This window comes from Glycomyces endophyticus, from assembly GCF_039531525.1.
GTDB lineage: Bacteria > Actinomycetota > Actinomycetes > Mycobacteriales > Micromonosporaceae > Glycomyces > Glycomyces endophyticus.
Genome location: NZ_BAAAQF010000002.1, coordinates 221,450 through 245,270, shown reverse-complemented (window position 1 = coordinate 245,270; position 23,821 = coordinate 221,450). Strand labels below are relative to the sequence as shown.

At 73.0% G+C, this 23,821-nt stretch carries 18 protein-coding genes; 11 read left to right on the top strand and 7 right to left on the bottom strand.

Annotation, left to right across the window (positions count from 1 at the left end; genetic code table 11):
- The first annotated feature begins 12 nt into the window (after positions 1-12).
- On the top strand, positions 13-2,751 hold the full coding sequence (locus tag ABD419_RS01890; RefSeq protein WP_344481053.1) for a helix-turn-helix transcriptional regulator: 2,739 nt from the start codon (positions 13-15) through the stop codon (positions 2,749-2,751).
- A 6-nt stretch (positions 2,752-2,757) separates the two neighbouring features.
- Here the strand turns inward: ABD419_RS01890 and ABD419_RS01885 are convergent, their stop codons facing one another.
- On the bottom strand, positions 2,758-3,555 hold the full coding sequence (locus tag ABD419_RS01885) for an alpha/beta fold hydrolase (RefSeq protein ID WP_344481051.1): 798 nt from the start codon (positions 3,553-3,555) through the stop codon (positions 2,758-2,760).
- Between the two features lie 45 nt (positions 3,556-3,600).
- On the opposite strand from ABD419_RS01885, the gene ABD419_RS01880 reads away from it, so the two are divergent.
- Positions 3,601-3,984: a MerR family transcriptional regulator gene (locus tag ABD419_RS01880; RefSeq protein WP_344481049.1), complete on the top strand. Its 384-nt coding sequence runs from the start codon at positions 3,601-3,603 to the stop codon at positions 3,982-3,984.
- A gap of 70 nt (positions 3,985-4,054) precedes the next feature.
- On the opposite strand, the gene radA is transcribed toward ABD419_RS01880, so the two are convergent.
- A complete protein-coding gene (radA, locus tag ABD419_RS01875) occupies positions 4,055-5,455 on the bottom strand; it encodes a DNA repair protein RadA (RefSeq protein ID WP_344481047.1) in 1,401 nt (466 codons plus the stop codon).
- A gap of 102 nt (positions 5,456-5,557) precedes the next feature.
- Between radA and ABD419_RS01870 the strand changes: the two genes are divergently transcribed.
- From ABD419_RS01870 to ABD419_RS01855, 4 genes are all read left to right on the top strand, one after another.
- Positions 5,558-6,424, top strand: coding sequence for an HAD family hydrolase (locus ABD419_RS01870; protein WP_344481044.1), 867 nt, complete (start codon positions 5,558-5,560; stop codon positions 6,422-6,424).
- 16 nt (positions 6,425-6,440) lie between these two features.
- Positions 6,441-7,478, top strand: a complete 1,038-nt coding sequence (locus tag ABD419_RS01865; RefSeq protein WP_344481041.1) for a LacI family DNA-binding transcriptional regulator — start codon at positions 6,441-6,443, stop codon at positions 7,476-7,478.
- A gap of 525 nt (positions 7,479-8,003) precedes the next feature.
- Positions 8,004-8,363 carry an ArsR/SmtB family transcription factor gene (locus tag ABD419_RS01860; protein ID WP_091033022.1) on the top strand — a complete coding sequence of 120 codons (360 nt, stop codon included), beginning with the start codon at positions 8,004-8,006 and terminating at the stop codon, positions 8,361-8,363.
- A 168-nt stretch (positions 8,364-8,531) separates the two neighbouring features.
- Complete coding sequence (locus ABD419_RS01855; RefSeq protein WP_344481035.1) at positions 8,532-9,368, top strand: hypothetical protein; 837 nt, start codon at positions 8,532-8,534, stop codon at positions 9,366-9,368.
- On the opposite strand, the gene ABD419_RS01850 is transcribed toward ABD419_RS01855, so the two are convergent.
- Complete coding sequence (locus ABD419_RS01850; RefSeq protein WP_344481032.1) at positions 9,365-10,528, bottom strand: hypothetical protein; 1,164 nt, start codon at positions 10,526-10,528, stop codon at positions 9,365-9,367. The genes ABD419_RS01855 and ABD419_RS01850 overlap by 4 nt on opposite strands.
- Before the next feature lie 228 nt (positions 10,529-10,756).
- Between ABD419_RS01850 and ABD419_RS01845 the strand changes: the two genes are divergently transcribed.
- The 3 genes from ABD419_RS01845 (at position 10,757) to ABD419_RS01835 (ending at position 13,675) form a co-directional block, all read left to right on the top strand.
- Positions 10,757-11,503 (top strand): DedA family protein, encoded by a 747-nt coding sequence (locus tag ABD419_RS01845; protein WP_344481462.1) that lies wholly within the window; start codon positions 10,757-10,759, stop codon positions 11,501-11,503.
- Positions 11,504-11,932: 429 nt separating this feature from the next.
- On the top strand, positions 11,933-12,373 hold the full coding sequence (locus ABD419_RS01840; protein WP_344481029.1) for a hypothetical protein: 441 nt from the start codon (positions 11,933-11,935) through the stop codon (positions 12,371-12,373).
- A gap of 306 nt (positions 12,374-12,679) precedes the next feature.
- Positions 12,680-13,675 carry a chaplin family protein gene (locus tag ABD419_RS01835; RefSeq protein WP_344481026.1) on the top strand — a complete coding sequence of 332 codons (996 nt, stop codon included), beginning with the start codon at positions 12,680-12,682 and terminating at the stop codon, positions 13,673-13,675.
- A 113-nt stretch (positions 13,676-13,788) separates the two neighbouring features.
- On the opposite strand, the gene ABD419_RS01830 is transcribed toward ABD419_RS01835, so the two are convergent.
- Both ABD419_RS01830 and ABD419_RS01825 read right to left on the bottom strand, forming a co-directional pair.
- The gene (locus ABD419_RS01830) at positions 13,789-14,298 is read right to left on the bottom strand and encodes an SRPBCC family protein (protein WP_344481023.1); all 510 of its coding nucleotides are present in this window, start codon (positions 14,296-14,298) and stop codon (positions 13,789-13,791) included.
- Positions 14,295-16,805, bottom strand: a complete 2,511-nt coding sequence (locus tag ABD419_RS01825; protein ID WP_344481020.1) for an Hsp70 family protein — start codon at positions 16,803-16,805, stop codon at positions 14,295-14,297. The genes ABD419_RS01830 and ABD419_RS01825 overlap by 4 nt, the downstream gene beginning before the upstream one ends.
- A gap of 234 nt (positions 16,806-17,039) precedes the next feature.
- Between ABD419_RS01825 and ABD419_RS01820 the strand changes: the two genes are divergently transcribed.
- Entirely contained in the window at positions 17,040-20,135 is a 3,096-nt protein-coding gene (locus ABD419_RS01820) for a glycoside hydrolase family 3 C-terminal domain-containing protein (RefSeq protein ID WP_344481017.1), read from the top strand.
- 282 nt (positions 20,136-20,417) lie between these two features.
- Here the strand turns inward: ABD419_RS01820 and ABD419_RS01815 are convergent, their stop codons facing one another.
- Together ABD419_RS01815 and ABD419_RS01810 are read right to left on the bottom strand one after the other, a co-directional pair.
- Complete coding sequence (locus tag ABD419_RS01815) at positions 20,418-21,296, bottom strand: NUDIX hydrolase (RefSeq protein WP_344481014.1); 879 nt, start codon at positions 21,294-21,296, stop codon at positions 20,418-20,420.
- Positions 21,296-23,344 carry an RNA degradosome polyphosphate kinase gene (locus ABD419_RS01810; RefSeq protein ID WP_344481012.1) on the bottom strand — a complete coding sequence of 683 codons (2,049 nt, stop codon included), beginning with the start codon at positions 23,342-23,344 and terminating at the stop codon, positions 21,296-21,298. Before ABD419_RS01810 ends, ABD419_RS01815 begins: the two co-directional genes overlap by 1 nt.
- A gap of 187 nt (positions 23,345-23,531) precedes the next feature.
- Here ABD419_RS01810 and ABD419_RS01805 point away from each other — a divergent pair, with 187 nt between their 5' ends.
- Positions 23,532-23,777 carry a hypothetical protein gene (locus ABD419_RS01805; protein ID WP_344481480.1) on the top strand — a complete coding sequence of 82 codons (246 nt, stop codon included), beginning with the start codon at positions 23,532-23,534 and terminating at the stop codon, positions 23,775-23,777.
- Positions 23,778-23,821 lie beyond the last annotated feature (44 nt).

The following is a 23,821-nucleotide window of genomic DNA, read 5'->3' as shown; positions in this document are numbered from 1 at the left end:
ACCGTTGGAACCGTGCTGTACGGACGCGACACCGAGACCGCCGCCCTCGCCGACCGCCTGGCCGCCGCCCGCGAGGGCCGCGGCTCCGCACTCGTGGTGCGCGGCGAGGCCGGGATCGGCAAGTCGAGCCTCGCGGCCGCCGCCGCCGAGGCCGCCGCCGACTTCACCGTGGTGCGCTGCACCGGCGTCGAGTCCGAGCACTCCTGGTCGTTCGCGGGCCTCCAGGCGCTCCTGCTGCCGCTCGCCGGGCACCTCGACGCGATCCCCGACCACCACGCGTGCGTCCTCTCCCGCACCCTCGGCCTCGAAGCGGCCCCCGACAAGACCGCGCCCCCCGGCGACCTCCGGTTCACCGTCGGCCTTGCCGCGCTCAGCCTCCTCGGCGCCGCGGCCGTCGCCCGCCCCGTCCTCTGCATCGTCGACGACGCCCACTGGCTCGACCCCGACTCCGCGGCCGTCCTCCTCTTCCTCGCCAAGCGGCTCGCGGCCGAACCGGTCGCCATGCTCCTCACCGTCCGCGAGGGCTACGCGCCCGACTTCCCCACGCCCGGCCTCGACGAGCTGCGCCTCGGCCCCCTGGACGACCACGCCGCCGGAGAGCTCCTCGCCGAACGCCTCGCCGGCGTCCCCTACAGCGCCCGCGACCGGGTCCTGCGCTCCGCCGAAGGCAACCCCCTCGCGCTCCTGGAACTGCCCGCGGTCGAGCCCGAGACGCGCCTCGCCGCCGACTGGACCAACACGCGCTCCACCACCACCCGCCTCAAGCAGGTCTTCGGCGACCGCATCGACGGCCTCCCCGAGACCACCCGCACGCTCCTCCTGCTCATCGCCGCCGACGACACCGCCGACACCGCGCTCGTGCTCGACGCCGCCAGCATGCTCGGCGCGCAGCTCACCGACCTCGCGCCCGCCGAGTCCGACGACCTCGTCCGCTTCGAGGGCGGCCGCTTCGCGTTCGGGCACCCGCTCATCCGCTCCGCCGCCTACCAGGGCGCGCCCGTGCACCGGCGCCTCGAGGCGCACCGGACCATGGCCGACGTCATGGAGCCCGAGGACCACCGGCGCCCCTTCCACCTCGCCGCCGCCGCGACCGGCCCCGACGAGGCCGTCGCCGCCGCCCTGGAGGCCTCCGCCGAATGCGCCTCCACCTGCGGCGGCCACGGCGTCGAGTACACGACCTTCGAACGCGCCGCGGCCTTCACCCCCGAAGGGCCCGAACGCGGCCGCCGCCTCCTGCGCGCCGCCGAAGCCGCCGCCGCGGCCGGCAACGGCCCCAAGGCGTGGGAGCTGTACGGCCGCATCCTCGCCTCCACCCGCGACCGCGCGATCCTGGCAAGGGCCAGCCTCATCGGCGCGCTCGTCGCCGCCTGGAACAACGACGCCCGCGGCGCGTACCGCCTCTACATGGAGGCCGCCGACCACTACACCGCCGTCCAGCCCCAGGCCGCCGGCTACCCCCTGTTCCGCGCCGTCGAACTCGCATGGCAGACCGGCGACCTGTCCCGCGCCGAGGTCGCCGCCGAGCACGCCGAACGCCTCGCCATCGACCACTCGGCGTGGGTCCGCGACCTCGCCACCGCCACCGCCGGACTCAACCGGTCCTGCACCGTAGCCCCGGCCGAGGGCGTCGCCGCCCTCCGCAGACTCATCGACATCCACAAGGGATTCGGCGACGCCGTCTCCGCCGAGGACCGCGGCATGGTCGCGTGGTGGCAGACCCTCGTCGGCGACATCGCCGCCGCAGAGGCCGACGCCTCCAGCGCGGCCCGCGCCGCCCGCCAGTCCGGGAGCGCCGGGGCCCTGCCCCGGCTGCTCATGATGAACGCCGTCGCGGAGTTCCACCGCGGCCGCTGGAAGGACGCCGAGGCGCTGGCGGCGAACGTCATCGACCTGTCGCTGGAGATCGGGCAGCTCATCGGCACGGTGAAGGCGCGCGCGTACGTGCTCGCCCCGGTCGCCGCCTACCGCGGCGACGAGGCGCGCGTGGCGGACCTGGCCGGAGCGATGGCCGCGCAGGCGCCCGCGGACACCGCGGTGAAGACCGGTCTCGCGGAGGGCCTGCTCGACTTCACGCTGGGCCGCCACGAGGACGCCCTCGACCGGCTCCTGTCCTCGTTCGACTCGACCGCCCCCGCCGACATCCTCCCGTTCGTGCCCGATGCCGTCGAGGCGGCGGTCCGCGTCGGCGACCCGGACCGGACCGCCGACCTGTTCGCCTGGTACACCGAGTGGGTGGAGGCCACCGGGCAGGTGCACCTCGCCGCGGTCGTCGAGCGCACCCGCGGGCTCCTGGCCCCCGACGACGAGGCCGGGATCCGGTTCGAGCGGGCCGCCGCGCTCCACCGCGAGGCCGAGCTCGGGTCCCGCGGCTTCCCCTTCGAAGCCGCCCGCACCGACCTCCTCCTCGGCGAGTGGCTCCGCCGGGCCCGCCGCGTCAACGAGGCCAAGACCCGGCTCCGTTCGGCCGCAGCGGTGTTCGAGCGCCTCGGGGCCGAGCCGTGGGCCGAGCGGGTGCGCCGCGAGCTGCGCGCCGCCGGCGACGCCGGCCCCGTCGCAGCGGCCCCCGACCTCGCCGGGAAGCTCACCCCCCAAGAGCTGCAGGTGGTCCGCCTCGCCGCGGCCGGGCTCAGCAACCGCGAGATCGGCGAGCAGCTCTACCTCAGCCCCCGCACCGCCGGGTACCACCTGTACAAGGCCTACCCGAAGCTCGGCGTCGCCTCCCGCACCGAACTCGCGAGGCTCGGGCTGTAGCGGGCCTCAGAGCCCGTGGCGCGCCAGGAAGCCGCGCACGAGGGCGTGCCACTCGTCCGGGCGCTCGGCCATGAGCACGTGGCCGGCCCTGACCTCGGCGTACTCCGCGCCCGGGATGCGCTCGGCGAGGAAGCGGTGGTTCGCCGGGTCGACCAGGACGTCCTCGGTGGCGGCGATGACGAGGGTCGGGACGGCGACGCGGGCGAGGTCCGCGGTCGTGTCGGCCGCCCTGCCGAGGGCCGCCTGCGGGCGGATGCCGTCGTGGACGCGCGCCGCGATCGACGCCACGGCCTCCGCGACCGCTTCGGGCGCAAGGCTGTTCGTGAACTCGGCGCTGAAGGCCGCGTACAGCGCGAACCGGGCGAACGCCTCGTGGTCGCCGGCGTCCAGGAGCGCCGACCACAGGTCGAACGCCAGCCGCAGCCGGGTGTCGGCCCGCGCGATCCCCGCGGCCAGGACCAGCCCGGCCACCCGGTCGGGGTGGCGCACCGCCGCCCGCACCGCGACGGCGGTGCCGAGGGAGAAGCCGACGATCGTGAACCGCTCGACGGCCGCCGCCGCGACCAGCGCGTCCGCGAGGCCGTCGAGGTCGAGCGGCGTGTCGTCGGTGGGGTAGCCGGAGGCGGTGACCGTGTGGTCGGCGGCCAGCAGGGGCAGGAGCGAGCCGAAGTTCGACTCGATGCTGCCGCTCGCGCCGTGCGCGAGGACGATCCCGGGGCCGGAGCCCACGGTCGCGGTGTCGAGGGCGATCCCCTTGGGGGCGAGCGGCTTCGCAGCGGAGGTGTCCGCGGAAATGTTCGTCATGGCCGCGACGTTATGACTTCACACCAGTGTGAAGGTCCAACACATGTGACGGAGGCCATGGTGCTGATCGGCGAGCTCGCGCGGCGCACCGGGGTGAGCACCCGGCTGCTGCGCTACTACGAGGAGCAGGAGCTCCTCGTCCCGCACCGCGACGCGAACGGGTACCGGCGCTACGCCGAGGACGCCCCCGACCAGGTCGGGCAGATCCGGCGGTTCCTGGAGTCGGGCCTCACCTCGCGGGAGATCCGCGAACTCATGCCGTGCGTGTGCGCGAAGGGCGTGCGGCACTGCGACCACTCCAAGGCCGTCCTCGACGACGGCCTCGACCGGCTCGACCGGCAGATCGCCGACCTCGCCTCGAAGCGCGACCTCCTCGCCGAGCAGGTCGGCCGCGTGGAGCGATCCCCCTTCAGGCCCGGACCGCCCTAGCGGCCCCGCGCCGCAGCCGCGCCGACCGCACGGGCCGCCCGCCGCACCGCCTCCCGCCGCGGCCCGGCCGTCAGCCCCGGCGCGCCCAGGTCCTGGCCGCGGCCTGCTTCGCGTCGATGATCGTCTCGACCTCGACCACCTCGATGCGGTGGCGCTCCGAGACCGAGCCCTTCGGCACGATCGCGGTCTTGAAGCCCAGGCGAGCCGCCTCGCTCACGCGGCGGTCCGCGTTCACCGTGCGCCGCACCTGGCCCGTCAGGCTCACCTCGCCGATCGCCACCAGGTCGGCGCTCACCGCGATCTCCTGGTCGGCGCTCACCAGCGCCAGCGCCAGCGCCAGGTCCGACGCGGGCTCGCGGACCCGGATGCCGCCGATCGTCGTCGCGTACACCTCGCGGTCGAGCAGCCGCATGCCGCCGCGCCGCGTGAGCACCGCGAGGACCATGTTCAGGCGGGCCAGGTCGAGGCCCGAGACCGTGTGGCGCGGCACCGCGCCGTCCTTCACCGACTTGCCGAGCAGCGCCTGGATCTCGACCGGGACGGCCCGGCGGCCCTCCATCGTGACCGTGACGCAGGTGCCCGGCGTCGGCTCGGTCGGGGCGTCGTCGAGGAACAGCCCGGAGGGGTCGGCGAGCGAGACGATGCCGTCCTCGGTCATCTCGAAGCAGCCGACCTCGTCGGAGGGGCCGAACCGGTTCTTGACGCCGCGCAGCAGCCGCAGCATCGAGTGCCGGTCGCCCTCGAAGTGCACGACCGTGTCGACCAGGTGCTCCAGCGCGCGCGGACCGGCGATGCCCCCGTCCTTCGTGACGTGGCCGACGAGGATCACGGCCATGTTGCGGGCCTTGGCCTCCTGCGTGATCGCGGTGGCGACGGCCTTGACCTGGGTGACGCCGCCGGGGACGCCGTCGGTGTCCGGCGCGATGACGGTCTGGACCGAGTCGAGCACGAGCAGGCCCGGCTTGACGTCCTCGATGTGCCCGAGGACGGCGCCCAGGTCGGTCTCGGCGGCGAGGTAGAGCTCCTCGGAGAGGCACCCGGTGCGGTCGGCGCGCCGGCGGACCTGCGACGCGGACTCCTCGCCGGTGGCGACGAGCGCGCGGCCGTACCCGGCCTCGCCGAACCGGTGTGCGACTTCGAGGAGGAGCGTCGACTTGCCGACGCCCGGCTCGCCCGAGATGAGGGTCACGCCGCCGGGGACGATGCCGCCGCCCATGACGCGGTCGAACTCGCCGACGCCGGTGGGGAGGCTCGCGGCCTGCGCGGAGGAGACGGCGCCGATCTTCAGCGCCGGCGTCACCGGGCGGCGGGCGCCCGTCGCGGCCGGTCCCGGGCCCGCGGCCTGGCGCGGCGGGGCCGCGGTCTCCTCCATGGAGCCCCACTCGCCGCACTCGGGGCACTGGCCGACCCACTTGGGGACCCGGACCCCGCATGCGCCGCAGGCGTAGGCGATTCGCTGGCTCTTCGGCATGGCGCCAGCTTACGGGCCGGGGCCGACATCGGCGCCCGACACGGTCGGCGGGCGTGGGACAAGTGGGCGAAAGGGGTTTGTCGCGCTGTCTAGACTGGCGGCATGAACGCAGCGGAGCCCCGCAACGGCTCGACGGCACTCTCGCTCGGGCCGGCCCCGGCGCCGGCCCGGTCGCGGAACGGCGCGGTCTTCTTCGACCTGGACAAGACGATCATCGCGAAGGCGAGCAGCCTCGCCTTCTCGCGGCCGCTCTACCAGGGCGGCCTGCTCGCGCGGCGCGACGTCCTCAAGGTCGGCTACTCGCACCTGCTGTTCCGCCTCGGCGGGTCGGCCGACGAGGCGCAGATGGCGCGCACCCGCGACTCGGTCGCGGAGCTGTCGCGCGGCTGGCCCGCCCACGAGGTCCGGGCGATCGTCGAGGAGACCCTCGACGAGCTGATCGCGCCCGCGGTGTACGCGGAGGCGGCGGCGCTCATCGAGGCGCACCGGTCCGCGGGCCGCGCGGTGGTGCTGGTGAGCGCCTCCGGCGAGGAGATGGTCGCGCCGATCGGGCGGATGCTCGGGGCGACGGACGTGATCGCGTCGCGCATGGTCGTCGGCGACGACGGGCGCTACACCGGGGAGATCGACTTCTACGCCGCCGGCCCGGCGAAGGCCGAGGCCATGACGGCGTTCGCGGCCGAGCGCGGGATCGACCTGGCGGCGTCGTTCGCGTACTCCGACTCGATCACCGACGAGCCGATGCTGCGCGCCGTGGGCTTCCCGCGGGCCGTCAACCCCGACCGCGGACTGCGGCGCCTCGCGCAGGAGGAGGGGTGGCCGCAGCTGACGTTCCGGCGCCCGGTCGCCTTGCGCCCCCAGCTGTCCGGGCCCAGTCCGCTCAAGGTCGCGGCCGTCGGCGTCGGTGTTGCCGCTGTGGCCTACGTGGTCTGGCGAGTGTGGAGGGACCGGCGGCTCAGGACCGCTTGAGCAGCGCTTTCCGCAGATGAGTAGCCTCAGCGAGATGGAACGCAAACAACCGGCCCGACTGGCCGATGTCGCCCGAGCCGCAGGTGTCTCGGTGGCCACCGCTTCCCGCGTGCTCAACGGCTCCCCGCACCGGGTGAGCGACCAGCTCAGCGAGCGGGTGCGCGAGGCGGCGCGCCGGTTGCGGTACGCCCCGAACGTCGGCGCGCAGGTGCTGGCGCGGGCGACCTCGCAGACCGTGGCCCTGCTCCTCCACGACGTCACCGACCCGTACTTCGGGCAGATCGCGGGCGGCGTCCTCGCGGAGGCGGCCCGGCGGAACGTGCGCGTCCTGATCGCCGACACCGGCATCGACCCCGACTCGGAGGTGCAGCACCTGGACTCGCTGCGCGGCTACCGGCCGCGCGCGGTCATCGTCGCCGGTTCGCGGACCACGGACAAGGCCGCCGAGCAGCGGCTCTCCGAGCACCTGTCGGACCTGCTGGAACTGGGCGCGACCGTGGTCTCCGTGGGCCAGCCGGGGCTCCCCGGGCGGGTCGTGCGGCCCGCGAACCGGGAGGGCGCGGCCGGGCTGGCGCGGTTCCTGTCCGAGCTGGGCCACCGCCGCTTCGCCGTCGTCGCCGGCCCCGAGCAGCTCCAGGTGGTGCGCGAGCGCCGCGAGGGGTTCCTGTCGGCGCTGCCCCCGGACGCCGAGGTCGTGCACGTCCCGGCCGAGTTCACCCGCGACGGCGGCTACCAGGCGGGCCGGCGGCTCCTCGAGGGCGAGCGGCTCCCGACCGCGGTGTTCGTGACCTCCGACGTGCAGGCCACGGGCCTGTGCACGGCCCTGCGCGAGGGCGGGGTGAGCATCCCCGACCAGGTGTCGGTGGCCGGGTTCGACGACATCCCGATCGTGCGCGACCTCACGCCGTCGCTGACGACGGTGGCGCTGCCGCTGCACGACATGGGCGTGCGGGCCCTGGAGGCGGCGCTGGTGGAGGACGAGGAGTACCCCGAGGAGCTGTCGGTCGACGCCGAGCTCATCGAGCGCGACTCGACGGCCCGTCCGCGGGCCTGAGGCGAACTGCGGGGCGGGGCCGATCGGCCCCGCCCTTCGCCGTGTCCCGAATGTGGGTTTTCTCAACTTGACGTAACCGAGTGGAAACACCGCCGGCCTGCATTCCGGGCGGGCGCGCGCTAACATCATGAATCAGAGCTGTTCTATATGTTGGGACGTCGATCGATCGATGCGGGTGAATCCGCTCTCACCGTGGAATCGGCAACCGCTTAAACATAGGGAGATTTAGATATAACTCCTGGTAGTGCGGCTTCAACTGAATAGCCGATCCTGTGTCCTGCGAAATGATCAAGTGTCAGCGGTGGCCCCGCTGGCAGGGCAGGCGTAATCTCGGCTGTGGAACCGGAGCGGACCGTGGTGCAGTCCGATTCGCGATCCAACGGAACCGAAAGCCTTTGCGCGCCGGAAGCGTCGTCGTTACCGCCCGGCCACAACGCGGAGGCATATTCAGGGTTGGAACTGGATTAATGGGCAGTGCGGCCGTAGTCCGGTTCCGACTGGAACCAATCCGGAAGGAACACGATCATGGTGCGAGTCACCGTCGAGGCCGAGACGCCAGTCTCGCCGGTCAGCGGCGAAACGCTCTCCAAGTCCGACGCGGAGCGCATCGCGGGTGTCCTCAAAGCACTCGCCGATCCGAACCGCCTGCAACTCATCAGCCTCATCCAGGCTGCCCCCGAGCAGGAGGCCTGCGTCGCCGAGCTGACCGAGCCCCTCGGGCTCTCCCAGCCGACCGTCTCCCACCACCTGCGCATCCTCGCCGAGGCGGGGGTCGTCCAGCGCGACAAGCGCGGGGTGTGGGCCTACTTCCGCCTCGTCCCCGAGACGATGCGGATCGTCGCCGACCTGCTGACGCCGCCGAAGCGGCGCCCGCGGCGCCGGTGACCGCCGCGGACGCCGGAGCCGGACCGGGGCGGGACGGAACCGCCCGCCCCGGTCCGGCCCGGACGTCCCGCCGAACCGCCGCCCTGAACAGCGGCGACGCACAGTCCCCATGCGATAACTGAAAAACGCGAACTCGACTGCGCTTGCGCCAGGTCATACACTCGTCACATGGCAGGCGTACACCGCAGACGAGGGCGCCTCTCGAAAGAGGGCCGCCGCCTCCTCGGAGGCGCGGCGCTGCTCGCCGTCTTCGCGCCGGTCACCGCGTACACCCTCAACGCCGCCATCGCCCACGTCCAGTCCTGCGGGACGGAGGTGGAGCTGAAGGTCGCGGCCGCCCCCGAGATCGCCGCCGTGCTCGACGAGTTCGTCGCCGCCGGCGGCGGCGCCCCCTCCCGCGGCTCCGACGTCTGCGCCGACATCACCGTCGAGGCCGTCGCCGGGAACGCCGTGGAGGACGCCGACGTCTGGATCCCCGAGACCGGCCTGTGGCGCACCCTCCCCGGCAGCGGCCTCGCCGACCGGTGGGAGGTCCTCCAGGACTCGACCGCGTCCAGCGCCGTCGGCATCGCCCTCCCCGAGGGCCAGAGCACCGACCAGATCCTCCCCGACGAGACCGAGGTGGCCCTCCAGGACCCGCGCCGGCACGCGGCGAGCCTGATGTGGATCGTCATCTTCGGCGTCGACGAGTACACCGTCGAAGGCGGCGACGGGCCGCCCGTCATGTCCGCCCCCGAGGTCGCCGCCCTGAACGCGGGCGGCGGCGAGCTCCTCCAGGCCCCCTCCGGCGCGGCCCAGGTCGCCCAGTTCGAGTACCCGATGCTCGTGGACGCCGGGATCGGCGAGCACGAGCGCGAGGCCGCCCAGAACCTCCTGCGCTCCTACAGCAGCACGCAGTACGGGGAGCTCCTCGCCCAGCACGGGCTCACCCCCGGCGTCCCGCAGCCCCCGCCGACCTCCGCGGAGGTCGTCGAGGCCGCGCTCCGCAGCTGGGACGAGCGCTAGACCGCCTTCGCCTCCGCCTGGTTGAGCACGTCGTTGAAGACCTGCCAGGCCTCGTCGGTGCGGAAGTCCGCCACGTCGACGCTCGACCACGCGTGGAACACGCCGCCGTCGGCCGCCGTGAACACGCTCAGGGACCCGCGCCACCGCCCGGCCGCCTGGGTCCGCTCGGCCACGCCGACGTCGCCGTTCTGGAATGTCTGGAGCGGCTGGTAGGGCAGTGCCTCGCGGAGCGCCTCGCGCATGTCCGCGGAGCACTCGCCCGGGCACTCCTCCCAGCCGACGGTGATGTGCGAGTCGCCGCCGTCGGCCGAGCACACCGCCGCGCGCTCCTCCTCGCTGCACGAGAAGTCGTCGGGGAGGCGGAACGCGAACGGCCAGCCCGCGTACGCGATGGTCTGGGTGTCGGCGCCGTCGCCGAACAGGGTCCCGCCCACGCGCTCCTCGCCGGCGTCCTCGTCCCACTGGGGGACCTCGTCGCTCTGCCGGTCGTCCTCGCCGGCGTCGGAGGGCTGCTGCGACACCTCGTCGACCGCGGCGCCGGCGCCCGGGTCGGCGGTGGCGTCGTCGTCGCCCCCGCCGCCGCCGGACATGAGGATCCACACCCCGACCACGAGCGCGAGGATGACCGCGACCGAGCCGACGCCGACGAGGATCGGGACGAGCTGCGAGCGCCGCTTCGGCGGCGCGATGATGACCACCGGCGGGGACGTCGGCGGCGACCCCGCGAAGCCCCCGGTGCTCACCGGCGAGGGCGAGGCGGGTGCGGCCGAGCGCTGCGCGGCGGCCAGCTGGTGGGCGGCCCGCTGGGCCGCGGCCGCGGGCCCGACCGGGAGCGGCCCGGTGGCCGGGCCGAGGGCGAGGAGCCGGTCCATGATCCGGTCGGCCCCGCGCAGGTGCGGGTTCTTCAGGACCACGACGTACGGCTGCTCGGCCTCCAGGTCGGCGACCAGGATCGGGGCGTCCCCGGGGCCCGCGGTGGCGTACGCCCAGGCCACGGTGTCGGAGAGGAGGCCGCGGCGGGCCGGGTCCTTGGAGGAGGTGGAGCCGAGGGTGAGGATCTGGACGGGCCGGCCGGTCTCGTCGCTGCCCTCGCACAGCTCGTAGGCCCCTTCGACGCGCGCGGTGGCGACATCGGTGTACGGCCCGACCGTGCGACTCATCGAAGCCCCCTCAACCTGCGATACGCCGAGCGCTGTCCGGGGCGTGCGTGCCGTAAGAAGCGCGGAATTACCACTAAGTATGGCCCGCCTCCGCACGCCTCGCGACACCTGGCCGAAGGGCGCCCCCGCCGGGCCCGGCGCGGGGTCGGCCGCGCGACCGGTGCGCCCTCGGTCCGATGACCGAAGCGGGCCCGAACGCGAGCCGGATACGCTGGCCGCGTGACCAACATGCTCAGCGGAACACTGGCACTGGCGGCCGCCTCCACCGGAGACGTCACCCACGCCGACGAATACGACGGCATCATCGGTTGGGTGCTCGGGCTCATCGACACCCTCGGCGAGGTCGGCGTCGGCCTCGCCCTGATGATCGAGTCCGTCTTCCCCCCGATCCCCTCCGAGCTCATCCTCCCCGTGGCCGGGTTCCTCGCCTACCAGGACAAGATGAACTTCTGGCTGGCGATGTTCTTCGCCGCGCTCGGCTCGATGGGCGGCGCGTACATCCTCTACTACGTCGGCTACTTCTTCGGCCGCGAGCGCACCCGCTGGCTGTTCGAGAAGCTGCCGCTCCTGGAGCTCAAGGACTTCGAGCGCTCGGAGAAGTTCTTCGCCAGGTGGGGCGGGATCGCCGTCCTCGCGGGCCGCTGCCTTCCGCTGGTGCGCAGCGCGATCTCGGTCCCCGCCGGGATCGAGAAGATGCCGTTCTGGAAGTTCACCGGCTACACCCTCGTCGGTTCGGTGATCTGGAACGGGATCTGGATCGGGCTGGGCTTCTCCTTCGGCCCCTCGATCGAGCCGATCCTGGCCGAGTACTCGGGCCTGCTCAGCAAGATCGTGGTCGTCGTCATCGCGGGCCTGTTCGCGTGGTTCGTGATCGCGCGCGTCATCAAGCTGATCCGCAAGAAGCGCAACGGCGGCGAGGACCAGAACGGCGGCTCCGGGCATACCGACACGATGATCCTGCCCCGGGTCAGGTAGCCGGAATCATCTTTTTCGTTGCGGCCCTTCGCTTTCGAGCGGAGGGCCGCTTCGCGTCCCCGGGCCCGCGGCGACTCGGGCATATGCGGCATCCTCACATTGCGGGTGCGCAACAACGCATCTTTTTCGAATTTCTTCGCGTCTGGGCGTAACCGCGCCCCTGCCTCTCCAGTTATTCAGGGTGGCCGCACGCGATGCGGCCGGGCCGGGGTGTCACCGGCCCACCGGACAGTGAGCGCGGTCCCCGATCCGCCGGCGAACCAGCCGGTGCGGTCGCGGCTGGGGGTCGCATGAGCGGGCGCCGCTTCGGTGCGCGCCGCCGCCAGCCGCTTGTCGAACACGGACAATTCAGCGATCTAGTGCCGCGCCGCGGCCCGGTCTGTGCTGCTTCCCCAGTCGACCACCGGCCCAGCGGTACGAGGAAAGGCAATGAAGCAGATGAAGATGCGCACTGTGCGTACGGCGGGCCTCGTCGGGGGCCTCGCCACGGGGGCTCTGCTGCTCGCGGGGACGGCCGCTCAGGCCGCCGACAGCGTCGAGGAGTCCACCGGCGACCTCGTCACGGCGACTCCGGAAGCCCTCGGGGGGCTCCCGGTCTCGCCCGACGCGGTCACCGGCATGGCCTCGGGCGTCACCGACAAGGTGCCCGGGCTCAGCGCGGTCAGCGCGGTCCCCGGCCTCAACATGCTGGTGCCCGCGGGCCCCGACGCCGAGGCCAAGACCGACAAGCCCGCCGAGAACCCGAACAAGGGCGGCCAGGACGAGAAGCCCCAGGACGAGGAGCCGCAGGGCGGCCCGCTCGACGCCCTGCCCGTCGGGGACCTCCTCGGCGGCCTCGGCGGCGGCCTCCCGGTCCCGCTGCCCTTCTAGGGCTCGAACCTCGGCCGCGGCGCCCGCCGCGCCCGGCCGACCACGGACGACGGGCCCGTCCGGCCCCAGCACCTCGCAGGCGAGCGAGCGCGACAAGGCGGTGCACCGCCGAGTCCGCGCGAGCGTGCCCGCAGGCGCACGACCGGACGGCCCGCCGGCCGCACAACTCTCCCGGCTTCAATAGCACCCGTTCTCAGGCGAGACCCAGCTCGCCTTCCTCGAACGCGCACAAGCAATTGGGGCCACGGAGCTTCACGGGGGACGTGATGGAACAGCAACAACCCATTTCCCTGAAAGGTGAACTTCGTGCACAACTCATGGGCTCGCAAGACCGCGCAGACCGGACTCGTCGCCGTCGGGGCGGTTCTCGTCGCCGGCGCCGGCACCGCTCACGCCACCGGGCCTGACACGACCACGCAGGACAACGTCGGAGCCGTCTCCGGCAACCAGGTCATCGCCCCGATCCAGGTCCCCGTCAACATCTGCGGCGTCGCCGCGGCCGTCCTCGGCACCGCCGACGCCGGCTGCGAGGGCGGCTCGGAAGCCGACTTCGACGGCGCCGGGGAGATGCTCACCCAGAACAACACCGGTCTGGGCAACGGCAACCAGGCGTTCGCGCCCGTCCAGGTCCCGGTCGACGTGAGCGGCATCGCCGCCGCGGTCGGCGGGCACGCCTGGGCCGGGTCCGAGGGCGGGGCGGACGCGAACATCGCCGAGTCCGGCCACGCGACCGAGTCGGGGAGCACCCTGACCCAGCACAACTACGGCGCGCTCTCGGGCAACCAGCTCCTCGCGCCGATCCAGGCCCCGATCAACGCCTGCGGCAACGCGATCGCCGTCGGCGGCGTGGCCGACGCGGGCTGCGACGGGGGCGCCGACGCCGACTACAGCGGCGCCGGGGACCTCACCAGCCAGGGCAACGTGGGCCTCGGCAACGGCAACCAGGTGTTCGCGCCGATCCAGGCCCCGATCAACGTGTGCGGCAACGCCATCGCGATCCTCGGTGTCGCCACCGCCTCGTGCGACGGCGGCTCCGAGGCCGAGATCCCCGGCGACGACAAGCACGACAAGCACGACAGCCACAAGGAGCTCGCCACCGCCGAAGCCGCGGACGTGGACCTCAACGAAGAGGCCCTCCCCGTCCCCGGTCTCGACACCGTCGGCGGCGTCGTCAGCGGCGCCCCGGTGGTCGGCGGCCTCGCCGGCGGCCTGGTCGGCAACACCACCTCCGAAGGTGTTGCGGACACGGCCTCCGACGCGGTCTCCGGCGTGACCGAGCTGGCCGGCGCGGGCGTCCTCTAAGGAACGCGAGACGGGCCGCGCCGATCCGGGCGCGGACCGCAAGCGCCGCAGCACGACGACGACTCGCGCCGCGGCCCCGACGGGGCCGCGGCGCGATCTCGTGTGCCGGGGCCTCAGTCGCGGGCGGTCTTGAGGCGGTCCGCGAGGGCCTCGTTCATCGCGGCGAAGCCGCGCTCGGTGTCGCCGAGGGCGCCGGCCATGAGGGGCACCAGGATGCCGGTGAAGCGCTCGCCGTGGGTGAGGACCGTGGTGCCGTCCTGCTGCGGTTCGAGCACGAAGTAGTGCTCGCCGTCGAACAGCCCGCCCGGGCCGAGCTTCCCGAGCCACCGGATCTGGCGGGCGGGGGAGACGCGCAGGACGCGGGGCCGGAACGACACGGTCTTCCCGCTGCCCTGGACGAACTGTGCGTCGAGCCGCTCGTCCTCGGCGAGGAGGCCGGCGATCGCGGTGATGAACGGGTTCCACTCGCCGTAGGCGGGGAAGTCGGTCAGGACCGCCCACACCTCGTTGGCCCGGGCGTCCAGGTGCGCGGTCGTCTCGATCCGGTGCTCCTTGCCTCCGGCCCAGATGGCGTACGCGGTGGCGGCGGCGACGATGACGGCCGCGACGACCAGGATGATCACAGTCCCAGACTCCAGAATTGAATGTTGCCGTTGCTGTCGCCGGTGACCGCGAAGTCGCGGCCGCCGTCGACGGTGATGTTCTCGAGCGAGGTGACCTCGGCGCCGCCGCCGGGCTCCAGCGGGAACGTCGCCGAGCTCTGCATGTCGAGCAGGGACGTCGCGGTGGTGTCCTTGTTGCGGTACATGAGGGCGGGGCCGGTCTCGGCCGCGAGGATCTCGTTGTGGAACCGGTCGCCGGCGCTGGCGTAGGCGACGGTGTTCAGTGCCGGGGTGTAGTCGTACAGGCTCCAGAAGTGCAGGACCAGCCGGTCGTCGTAGACCATCGCGTACGGGGTGCCGTCGTCGTAGACGACGCCCATGCCCGACACGTCGGCGTCGTCGCTCCACTCGTCGGAGGGGTCGACGGTGCCGAGGACGCTCCCGGAGAGGCCGTCGACGACCGTGGGCAGCTCGTCGCCGCTGACGGTCGCGATCTCGCTGTAGCCGGTGTCGCCGTCGATGTAGTAGTTGGGGTAGCCGAGGCCGGCGGGGATCTCCACGACGTCCGTGAGCGACTGCGACTCGATGAGGTACATCTGCGCCTGGGTCGCGGTCACGAAGGCGACCACGGGCTCGCCTTCGGTGAAGGCGACGCGCACCCGCTCGGCCGGGTCCTCGAGGTCGAGGTCGGGCGTGCCCTGGAACGCGAACGCGCCGTCGCCGGGCGTCCACATCCACGGCTCGTAGTCGTCGGTGAGCGCGACGACCGAGGGGACCCCCTCGGAGTCGTCGACGGTCCACAGCCCGCCGACGGTGCCGTCGATCGCGTACTCGGCGATGAACGCGCCGGTGTCCATGGACCACTGGCGGATCTCGCTGCCGTCGGTGGTGAGGAGCATCGGGCCGTCGTCGGTCTCCAGGGCGGCCATGGAGGACACGGGGCTGTCGTGGGCGCCGAGGAGCTCGTCGACCTGGTCGCCCATCTCGGCGTCGGACCACTGCGCACCGATGGCGGGCATGCCCTCGCCGGCACCGGAGTCGGCGGCGTCGAAGCTCTCCTGGTCGGTGCCGTCGGCGCCCTCGTCGCGGTTGAAGTACCAGGCGAGGCCCGCGACGATGAGCAGGTCGACCACGACGAACCAGACGAGGACGCGGCGGCCGGTCCGTTTGCGGCGCAGGCGCTCCGCGTCGGTCTCGGGCGGTTCGGGGGCGGGCGCCGGCGGGGTCGCGGCGGTGCGCGGCGGGAGGGTCTGCGGCGGCGGGGAGAACGGGGCGACCGGGGCCGTGCGCGGCTCCGGCGGCGTGTCCTGCTGCGGCGGGGGCCCCAGCGGCTGCGGCTGGGTGCGGGGCGGGAACGCCGCGCCGGGTGCGTTCTGCGGCGTCAGCGGGACCGGCGCGGCCCGGACGGGCGGCGGGACCGGCGTGTAGGGCCGCTGGAACGGGAGCGTCGCGGCCTCGGAGCTCGTCCACAGGACCGAGCCCTCGGCGACGACGACCTCCGGCTGGTCGAGCACGGTCGGCGCGATGCCGAGCTCGCGGTGGAGCATGGTCGCGACCAGCGGCATGCGGCTCGCGCCGCCGACGAGGAACACGCCCGCGCTGTCGGCGAGGTTCAGGCCCGCCGCGCGGATGACCGCGAGGGTCACGCGGATCGTCTGCTCCAGGTGCGGGCGGGCGATCTGCTCCAGCTCGCTGCGGGTCAGGTGCGCCTCGACGTCGAGCAGCGGGATCGCGATGTCGGACTGCTGGTGCCGCGAGAGCCGCTCCTTGGCGCCGCGGACCTCCTCCTGGAAGTCGCGCAGGTGGCGGCGCTCCTCGACCGTCTCCGGGTGCATCAGGCGCTGCCAGCCCTCGCGGGTCCCGTACACCTTGCCGAGGTGGTCGATGAGCGCGGCGTCGATGTCGAGGCCGCCCAGGTCGCCCCGGCCGTCGAGGGCCACCGTCTCGAACCCGGACTCGGTGCGGCGCACCACGCTCGCGTCGAACGTGCCCGCGCCGAGATCGTAGACGACGATCGAGGAGCCGACGGCGGTGCGGTGCTTCAGGGCCTCCGCGTAGTACGTCGCGGCCGCCACCGGCTCGGGCACCAGCCGCACCCGGCCCAGGCCCGACCGCGCGGCGGCGTCCTCGACGACCTGGCGGCGCGCCGGGCCCCACTCCGCGGGGACGGTGAGCGTCACCTGCGCGGGCACGCCCACGACGCGGCGGCACTCGTCGGCGACCGCGCCGAGCACGGCCGCGATGAGGTCGGGGACCGGGTACTCGCGCGAACCCAGCAGCGTCGAGGGCCGGTCGATGAGGCGCTTCGGGTTGGGCTCGAAGCGCTCGGGGTGGCGGCGGCCCGCGTGCACGGCGTCGCGGCCGACCAGGAGGCCGCCCTCGGCGTCGGCGCACACCGCGGAGGGCATCAGGGGCGCGCCGTCGAACAGCAGCGGGCGGACGCCGCCGTCGGCGCGCCGGACCACCGCGATCGTGTGCGAGGTGCCGAAGTCGATGCCGAGAGACGTTCCTTGGGGGCCGGGGCTCATGACGAGCATCGTAACGAACCGAACGACCACGGGTCGGCCAGCGCGGGCGGCGTCCCGCAGGGCGCACCGGATCCCCGTCGCACCCCGGTGGCACGCTTGAACCGGGGGGCCACCCCGTGTCCGATTCGCCCCGGAACCTCCGCTCGCATTCCGCCACGACCCGGGAACCCGGTTGAATTAGTTCGGTCGCCCGTCGTAATGTCGGGGGACCAGCCACCGACCGATCGGACCCGAATGAGCGCTCCCGCCTACCTCGACCCGACCCGGCCCGTCGCCGAGCGCGTCGACGCCCTCCTCGCCCTCATGAGCGACGAGCAGAAGCTCGCATGCCTCAACGGGATCCCCGAGACCGTCCTCGCCGACGGCTTCACCCTCCCGCCGCTGACCAACGAGTTCAACGAAGTCCTCCACAGCTCCGGCAAGAAGCCCGACGCCACGTTCTTCCCCCAGGCCATCGGCCTCGGCGCGACCTGGGACACCGAGCTGATCGAGGCCGTCGGCGAGGCCGTCGCCCTCGAAGTGCGCGCCCGCGACACCGGCGTCTACGCCTCGTTCGGCCCGGTCGCCGACATCCGCTCCAACCCGCTCGCCGGCCGCTTCGAGGAGGGCTTCGGCGAGGACCCGCTCCACGTCGGCGCCATGGCCACCGCCTACGCCTGGGGCCTGCGCGGCCGCCACCCCGTCTACGTCAAGACCTTCCCGCAGATGAAGCACTTCCTCGGCTACAGCCACGAATGGCGCCGCGCGCAGGGCTCCTCCTCCATGAGCGTGCGCGCCCTCCACGAGTACCAGGCCGTGCCCTACCGGATGCCGGTCGAGGCCGGCGCGGTCATGGGCGCGATGACCGCCTACAACAACGTCAACGGCGTGCCCTCGATCGTCTCCCCGCTCATGCAGACCCTGCGCGGGGAATGGGCCGCGGACGGCGAGTTCTTCTTCCTCCCCGACGGCTGGGACGGCGTCAACCTCCACACCACCAAGGGCGAGCCGTGGGACACCTGGCAGGTCGACCCGCGCGGCGACGTGCCCTACCCGACCGCGCTCGCAGCCGAGCAGGGCCTGGCGATCGACACCGACGAGAACGGCGTCTACGCCTCCGCGCTCATGCTCCTCGCCGGCGTCAGCCACTTCCACGACGGCTCCGAACTGCCGTTCGTACCGAACGCCGGCGAGGCCGTCCGGCGCGGCGTCCTCGGCGTCGACATGTCCCATGTGGACCATGCTGCGCGCGACTGGCTCAGCTTCCTCGTCCGCACCGGCAGACTCGACGGCGACGCCTGCGAATACAACCTGATCCCCGCCGACCCCCACCCCCAGGACCGGCCCGAGCACCGCGCCCTCGCCCGCCGGGCCGCCCGCGAGCAGCTCGTCCTCCTCAAGAACGAGTCCGCCGCACTGCCGCTCCCCGAGACCGCCGCGATCGCCGTCGTCGGCCCGCTCGCCGACCTCAACCTCCGCGACTTCTACAGCCCCACCGTCCCCGCCGAGCGCCGCCCCAGCCCCCTCCAGGCCCTCCGCGAACGCTTCGGCCGCGTGACCCACCACAGCGGCAACGACACCGTCGCCTGGCAGGCCGGCGACCGGTACGTCACCGTCGCCGAAGACGGCGCCCTCACCGCCGCCGCCGAGCACCTCGGCGACACCGAGACCTTCGAGGCCTGGGACTGGGCGCACGAACAGCACATGTTCCGCCACCACGCCACCGGCAGGTTCGTCCAGGCGAACCTCCTCCAGCGCGACGACGGCCCGGCCAGCTTCGAGAACCAGGCCGGCGCATCCGGCGGCGGCGGACCGCGCCTCGAGGCCGTCACCGACGCCATGGAGGACGGCGACGCCTGGTTCACCCACCAGAACCTCCACTACCGCCGCCACGACGGCGGCGCGGTCGACCTCTTCGGCGTCAACCACGTGCCCGCCGAAGCCGACGGCCCCTACCACCCGCGCCTCGCCGAAGACGGCACACTGCCGCTCGTGAAGGGCCCGGCCGAACCGGTCCTCACGGAGACGATCGTCGAGAGCGGCCCCGCGGCCGCCGCAGCCCTCGCGGCCGAAGCGGACTGGGCGGTCGTGTTCGTCGGGAACCACCCGATGGTCAACGCCCGCGAATGCTTCGACCGCCCCGGCCTCGACCTCGCCCCGCGCCAGGCCGACCTCGCCCGCGACGTCGCCGCCGCGAAGCCCGGCCGCACCGTCGTCGTCGTGGTCTCGGCCTACCCCCTGGCGATCGGCAACATCGCCGCCGACCCGAACGTCGCCGCCATCCTCTACACCTCCCACGCCGGGCAGGACCTCGGCACCGCGCTGGCCGACGCGATCAGCGGCGACTACTCGCCGGCCGGGCGGCTCACCTCGACCTGGCTCGCCGACACGTCCTCGCTCCCGAAGGCGGGCCCGCGCGCGGAGGCGTTCCGCGTCGACGAGGTCGACATGCTCGAATACGACGTCATCAGCGCCGGCCTCACCTACCAGTACTCGAAGGCCGAACCGGTCTACGGCTTCGGGCACGGCCTGAGCTACACCCGCTTCACCTACGGCGACCTCCAGATCCCGTCCGCCACGGACGCCGCGGAGCGGTTCACCGCCGCGGTCGACGTCACCAACACGGGCGACCGGACCTCCGACGAGGTCGTGCTCCTCTTCGCGGGCATCGCCGAATCGGCGTACGGCGACCGGGTCCCCACGGCGCGGCTCGCGGGATTCACCCGCGCCCGGGACCTCGCCCCCGGCGAGACCCGGCGCGTCGAGATCGAGGTCGACCCGCAGCACCTCTTCGTCTGGGACGTGGTGAGCGGCAAGCGGATCGTGGAGACCGGCGACTACCGGTTCGCCGTCGGCGCCGACGGCGAGGGGCCCGAGGCCGCGGTCCGCATCCACGGCGAGACCATCGCGCCCCTCGACCTGTCGCAGGGCGCGAACGTGTGGGAGAAGGCCACGATCGCGCAGGGCGTCACCTACTGGGAGGTCGCCAAACTCCACACCCTCAAGCGCGAGGGCGGCTACCACTCCACCGCCTCGCGCCGCCCCGGCGACCACGTCGGCTTCACCAAGGTCGACCTGAACGGCGCCAAGCGGATCGAACTGCGCACCGCCACCACCGCCGCCGACTGGGCCGACCTCGCCGACGCCGCCTCCGAGAACCGCGCCGTCGAGGTCCGCGCGGCCGCCCCCGACGGCCCGCTCCTCGCCGAGGTCCCCGTCCCGAAGACCACCGGCCTCCAGGACTTCGCCGACACCGCCGCCGACCTCCAAGGCGCCGAGGGCATCCAGGACCTGTACCTGGTGTTCCGCGCCGGCGGCGTCTACATCGACACGATCCGCCTCACCCGCTGAACCCCCGCGACCTGCGGCGGCACGAAGTTATCCACAAGTAAGAACTTCGCATTCGACACTTGTATGCCGTACCTGTTGTAGTAGATAGCAAAAACGTCATCCGCTATCGGCGGGATGGCGGCGACACAAGGGGATTCGCGAACGTCGCCATACCGAGGCCCGAGCGCGGGAAGCCGCCCGCGCTCGGGTCCCCGCCGAACGCACCCGCTCCGCGCGGAGCACGCGGGCGGCCGGCCCAGACCAGGCCGGCCGCCCGCAACACCACCGCGAGTGGTGCTCGATTCAGTCGTGGTGCTCGGTCGCCACCAGCCGCCCGCCGGCGGTGTGGAAGATGACGAAGTCGCCCTTCTCCAAGGGCCCCACCGGCACCGGAGTGCCCAGGCGGCCGCTGGTGTAGGCGATCATCTCGTCGATGTGCTCGCCGTGCCCGCACACCACCGCGGGCGCCCCCGACTCGATGATCTCGTCGAGGCGGGCCGTCGCCTGGGCGGGCTTGGACGTGCCGAGCGTGAACTCCGGCAGGCCGGTGACGGCGACGCCCTCGGCCGCGCAGTACGGCAGGAGCGTCTCCAGGCATCGCGCGCTCGTCGAGCTGTACGCAGCCCCCGACGGGAACCCCGCGAGGAGCACCTCGAGCTGCTGGGCCCGCTCGCGGCCCCGCTGGTTCAAGGGCCGCAGCTCGTCCTGGTCGAACCAGTCGGCCTTCGAGAGGGCCACGGCGTGGCGCACGAACACGATCGGCACGGTCTCGCGGGCGACCTCGCGCGAGAAGTCCGCCAGGACCGGCTGGTCGCGCTCGTACGTGAGCCGGTCGGCGACGCGGTCGAGCGGGATCCACTCCAGGTCGTCGACCTCGCGCGGGTCCACTGCCTCGTCGACGGCCTCCGCGGCCGCCGGTGTGGCGCACCAGTAGTCGACGCGCTTGAGCTTGCCCTCCTTGTCGTAGAATGAGGGCGCGAGCGGGCGGCCGAGCACCGGGCGGATCCCGGTCTCCTCGAAGACCTCCCGCTGGGCGGCCGCGAGCAGGTGCTCGCCGCGCTTGAGCTTGCCCTTCGGGAATGTCCAGTCGCCGTACTTGGGCCGGTGGATGAGGGCCAGCTCCGGGCCGTCCTCGCCCGGGCGCCACAGGACGGCGCCGGCGGCGAGGATCTCGGGTTGCATCAACGGTGCTCCTGCATGAGTTGTTCCTGGAGGTCCGCCCCGCCGCGCTGGCGGGACCAGAGCCCGAGCGGGCCCAGCTTCCAGGTGCGCGTGCCGTCGTCCATGCCGCGGTCCAGCAGCGAGGTCAGCTGCGCGCGGTGGGCGTCGCCTTGGACCCGCACCAGGACCTCGACGCGTCGGTCGAGGTTGCGGTGCATGAGGTCCGCGCTGCCCAACCATACTTCCGGGTCGCCGCCGTTCTCGAACACGAACACCCGGGAGTGTTCGAGGAAACGGCCGAGCACGCTGCGCACGCGGATGTTCTCGGACAGACCGGGCACGCCCGGCCGCAGGACGCAGATGCCGCGCAGGAGCAGGTCGACCTTGACGCCGGCCTGGGACGCCCGGTAGAGGGCGTCCACGATGCCCTCGTCGGTGAGCGAGTTGCACTTGAAGCGGAGCCGCGCGGGCAGGCCGGCCCGGTGGTTGTCGATCTCGCGCTGGATGCGGTCGAGCAGGCCCGGGCGCAGGGAGTGCGGGGCGGCGAGGAGGCGGTGGTAGTCCTCGTCGCGGGAGTAGCCGGTGAGGTGGTTGAACACGGCGTTGACGTCCTCGCCGACCTCGGGGTCGGTGGTGAGGAGCCCGAAGTCCTCGTAGAGGCGCGCGGTGGTGGGGTGGTAGTTCCCGGTGCCGACGTGCGTGTACCGCAGGAGGGTCCCGTCGGACTCCTGCCGGACCACGAGCGAGAGCTTGCAGTGGGTCTTGAGGCCGACTATGCCGTACATGACGTGGCAGCCGGCCTGCTCCAACTTCTGCGCCCAGTCGATGTTCGCCTGCTCGTCGAAGCGGGCCTTGATCTCCACGACGACGACGACCTGCTTGCCGGCGTCGGCGGCCTTGATGAGGGCGTCGACGATGGGGGACTTGCCGGAGGTGCGGTAGAGGGTCTGCTTGATCGCGAGGACCTTCGGGTCGGCGGCGGCCTCCTCGATGAGCCGCTCGACCGAGGCGGTGAACGAGTCGTAGGGGTGGTGGACGAGGACGTCGCGGTCGCGCATGACGGCGAACAGGTCGGACTCGGGCGGGAGGACCTTCTCGGAGGGGCGGAACCGCGGGTACTTCAGGTCGGCGCGGTCGATGTTCGCGATCGCGTCGAGGCCGGCGAGGTCGAGCGGCCCGGGGAGCCGGTAGACGACCTCCTCGTCGACGCCGAGCTCGGCGGTGAGCCGGTCGAGGACGCGCGTGTCGATGCTGTCCTCGACCTCCAGGCGCACGACCGGGCCGAAGCGGCGGCGCAGCAGCTCGCGCTCCAGGGTCTGGAGGAGGTTCTCGGTGATGTCCTCGTCGATCTCCAGGTCCTGGTTGCGGGTGACGCGGAACGTGTGGTGGGCGAGGACGTCCATGCCGGGGAACAGCTGCTCGAGGTTCGCCGCGATGACGTCCTCCAGGGGCGCGAACCGGCCGGGGGCGACGGCGATGAACCGGGGGAGCAGCGGCGGGACCTTCACGCGCGCGAACCGGGTGGTGCCGTTGCGGGGGTCGCGCACCTGCACGGCGAGGTTGAGGGACTGGCCGGAGATGTACGGGAAGGGGTGCGCGGGGTCGACGACGAGCGGGGTGAGCACCGGGTAGACGCGGGTGCGGAACAGCTCCTGCATGCGGGCGCGCTCGACGTCCTCGAGGTCGGCCCAGCGGACGATCGCGATGTCCTCCTTCGCGAGGAGCGGGGCGATCTCGTCGCGGAAGTACTCGGCGTGCTCGATGCTCAGCTGGTGCGCGAGCCCGGCGATCCGGTTGAGGAGCGCGTGCGGGGAGCGGCCCGAGGAGGTGCGCACCGGCAGGCCCGTGGCGAGGCGGCGCATGAGGCCGGCGACGCGGACCATGAAGAACTCGTCGAGGTTGTTCGAGAAGATCGAGAGGAAACGGACCCGTTCGAGCAGGGGCAGCTCAGGGGACTGCGCCAGGCGCAGGACGCGCCCGTTGAACCGCAGCCAGCTCTCCTCGCGGTCGAGGAACCGGTCGGGTGGCAAACCGGCGTCAACGAGCGGAACAGGGTCGCTAATCGTCATACATCACAAGGTTAACGAAGAAAATGAACTCGCGGTGAACGCGCTTTGAAATCCGCTCATGATCGTGAGGTCACCGACCGTGACCACAGAGGAGGCCCCCAGGTGGGCGGCCCGCCGCCGTCTCGCGCGAACCCGTGCGCGGGAGCCCGACTCGGGGAACACTGGGCGCGAGAGCGAAGGAGGCGCCATGTCCGACGGCAACGATCCCTACGGGTACATCGACGACGGCGAGGAGGAGGACGAGGAGGTCGAAGCGGACATCCTCGACGCCCGCGACTACAGCGAGGCCGACCGGTGGGGCATGACCGCCGAGGAGGAGCGCCGCGGCGCCCCGCTCGCCGAGGAGCTGGCCGCCGAGGAGCCCGACGTCGGCGCCGGCGACGACCGCCCCGGACCCGGCGACCCGATCCCGGACGACCCGCCGTCCTGGTGACGCCCGGTCCCGCAGGCGCCGAGGAGGCGGATCGGGAACTGCGG

Excerpts from the sequence above, each read along its gene's own strand:
- radA (WP_344481047.1), bottom strand. The coding sequence starts at position 5,455 with ATGCCGAAGAGCCAGCGAATCGCCTACGCCTGCGGCGCATGCGGGGTC.
- ABD419_RS01850 (WP_344481032.1), bottom strand. The coding sequence starts at position 10,528 with ATGAGTCGCACGGTCGGGCCGTACACCGATGTCGCCACCGCGCGCGTC.
- ABD419_RS01885 (WP_344481051.1), bottom strand. The coding sequence starts at position 3,555 with ATGACGAACATTTCCGCGGACACCTCCGCTGCGAAGCCGCTCGCCCCC.
- ABD419_RS01840 (WP_344481029.1), top strand. The coding sequence starts at position 11,933 with ATGAAGCAGATGAAGATGCGCACTGTGCGTACGGCGGGCCTCGTCGGG.
- ABD419_RS01855 (WP_344481035.1), top strand. The coding sequence starts at position 8,532 with ATGGCAGGCGTACACCGCAGACGAGGGCGCCTCTCGAAAGAGGGCCGC.
- ABD419_RS01825 (WP_344481020.1), bottom strand. The coding sequence starts at position 16,805 with ATGAGCCCCGGCCCCCAAGGAACGTCTCTCGGCATCGACTTCGGCACC.
- ABD419_RS01810 (WP_344481012.1), bottom strand. The coding sequence starts at position 23,344 with ATGACGATTAGCGACCCTGTTCCGCTCGTTGACGCCGGTTTGCCACCC.
- ABD419_RS01845 (WP_344481462.1), top strand. The coding sequence starts at position 10,757 with ATGCTCAGCGGAACACTGGCACTGGCGGCCGCCTCCACCGGAGACGTC.
- ABD419_RS01805 (WP_344481480.1), top strand. The coding sequence starts at position 23,532 with ATGTCCGACGGCAACGATCCCTACGGGTACATCGACGACGGCGAGGAG.
- ABD419_RS01870 (WP_344481044.1), top strand. The coding sequence starts at position 5,558 with ATGAACGCAGCGGAGCCCCGCAACGGCTCGACGGCACTCTCGCTCGGG.
- ABD419_RS01865 (WP_344481041.1), top strand. The coding sequence starts at position 6,441 with ATGAGTAGCCTCAGCGAGATGGAACGCAAACAACCGGCCCGACTGGCC.
- ABD419_RS01860 (WP_091033022.1), top strand. The coding sequence starts at position 8,004 with ATGGTGCGAGTCACCGTCGAGGCCGAGACGCCAGTCTCGCCGGTCAGC.
- ABD419_RS01815 (WP_344481014.1), bottom strand. The coding sequence starts at position 21,296 with ATGCAACCCGAGATCCTCGCCGCCGGCGCCGTCCTGTGGCGCCCGGGC.
- ABD419_RS01820 (WP_344481017.1), top strand. The coding sequence starts at position 17,040 with ATGAGCGCTCCCGCCTACCTCGACCCGACCCGGCCCGTCGCCGAGCGC.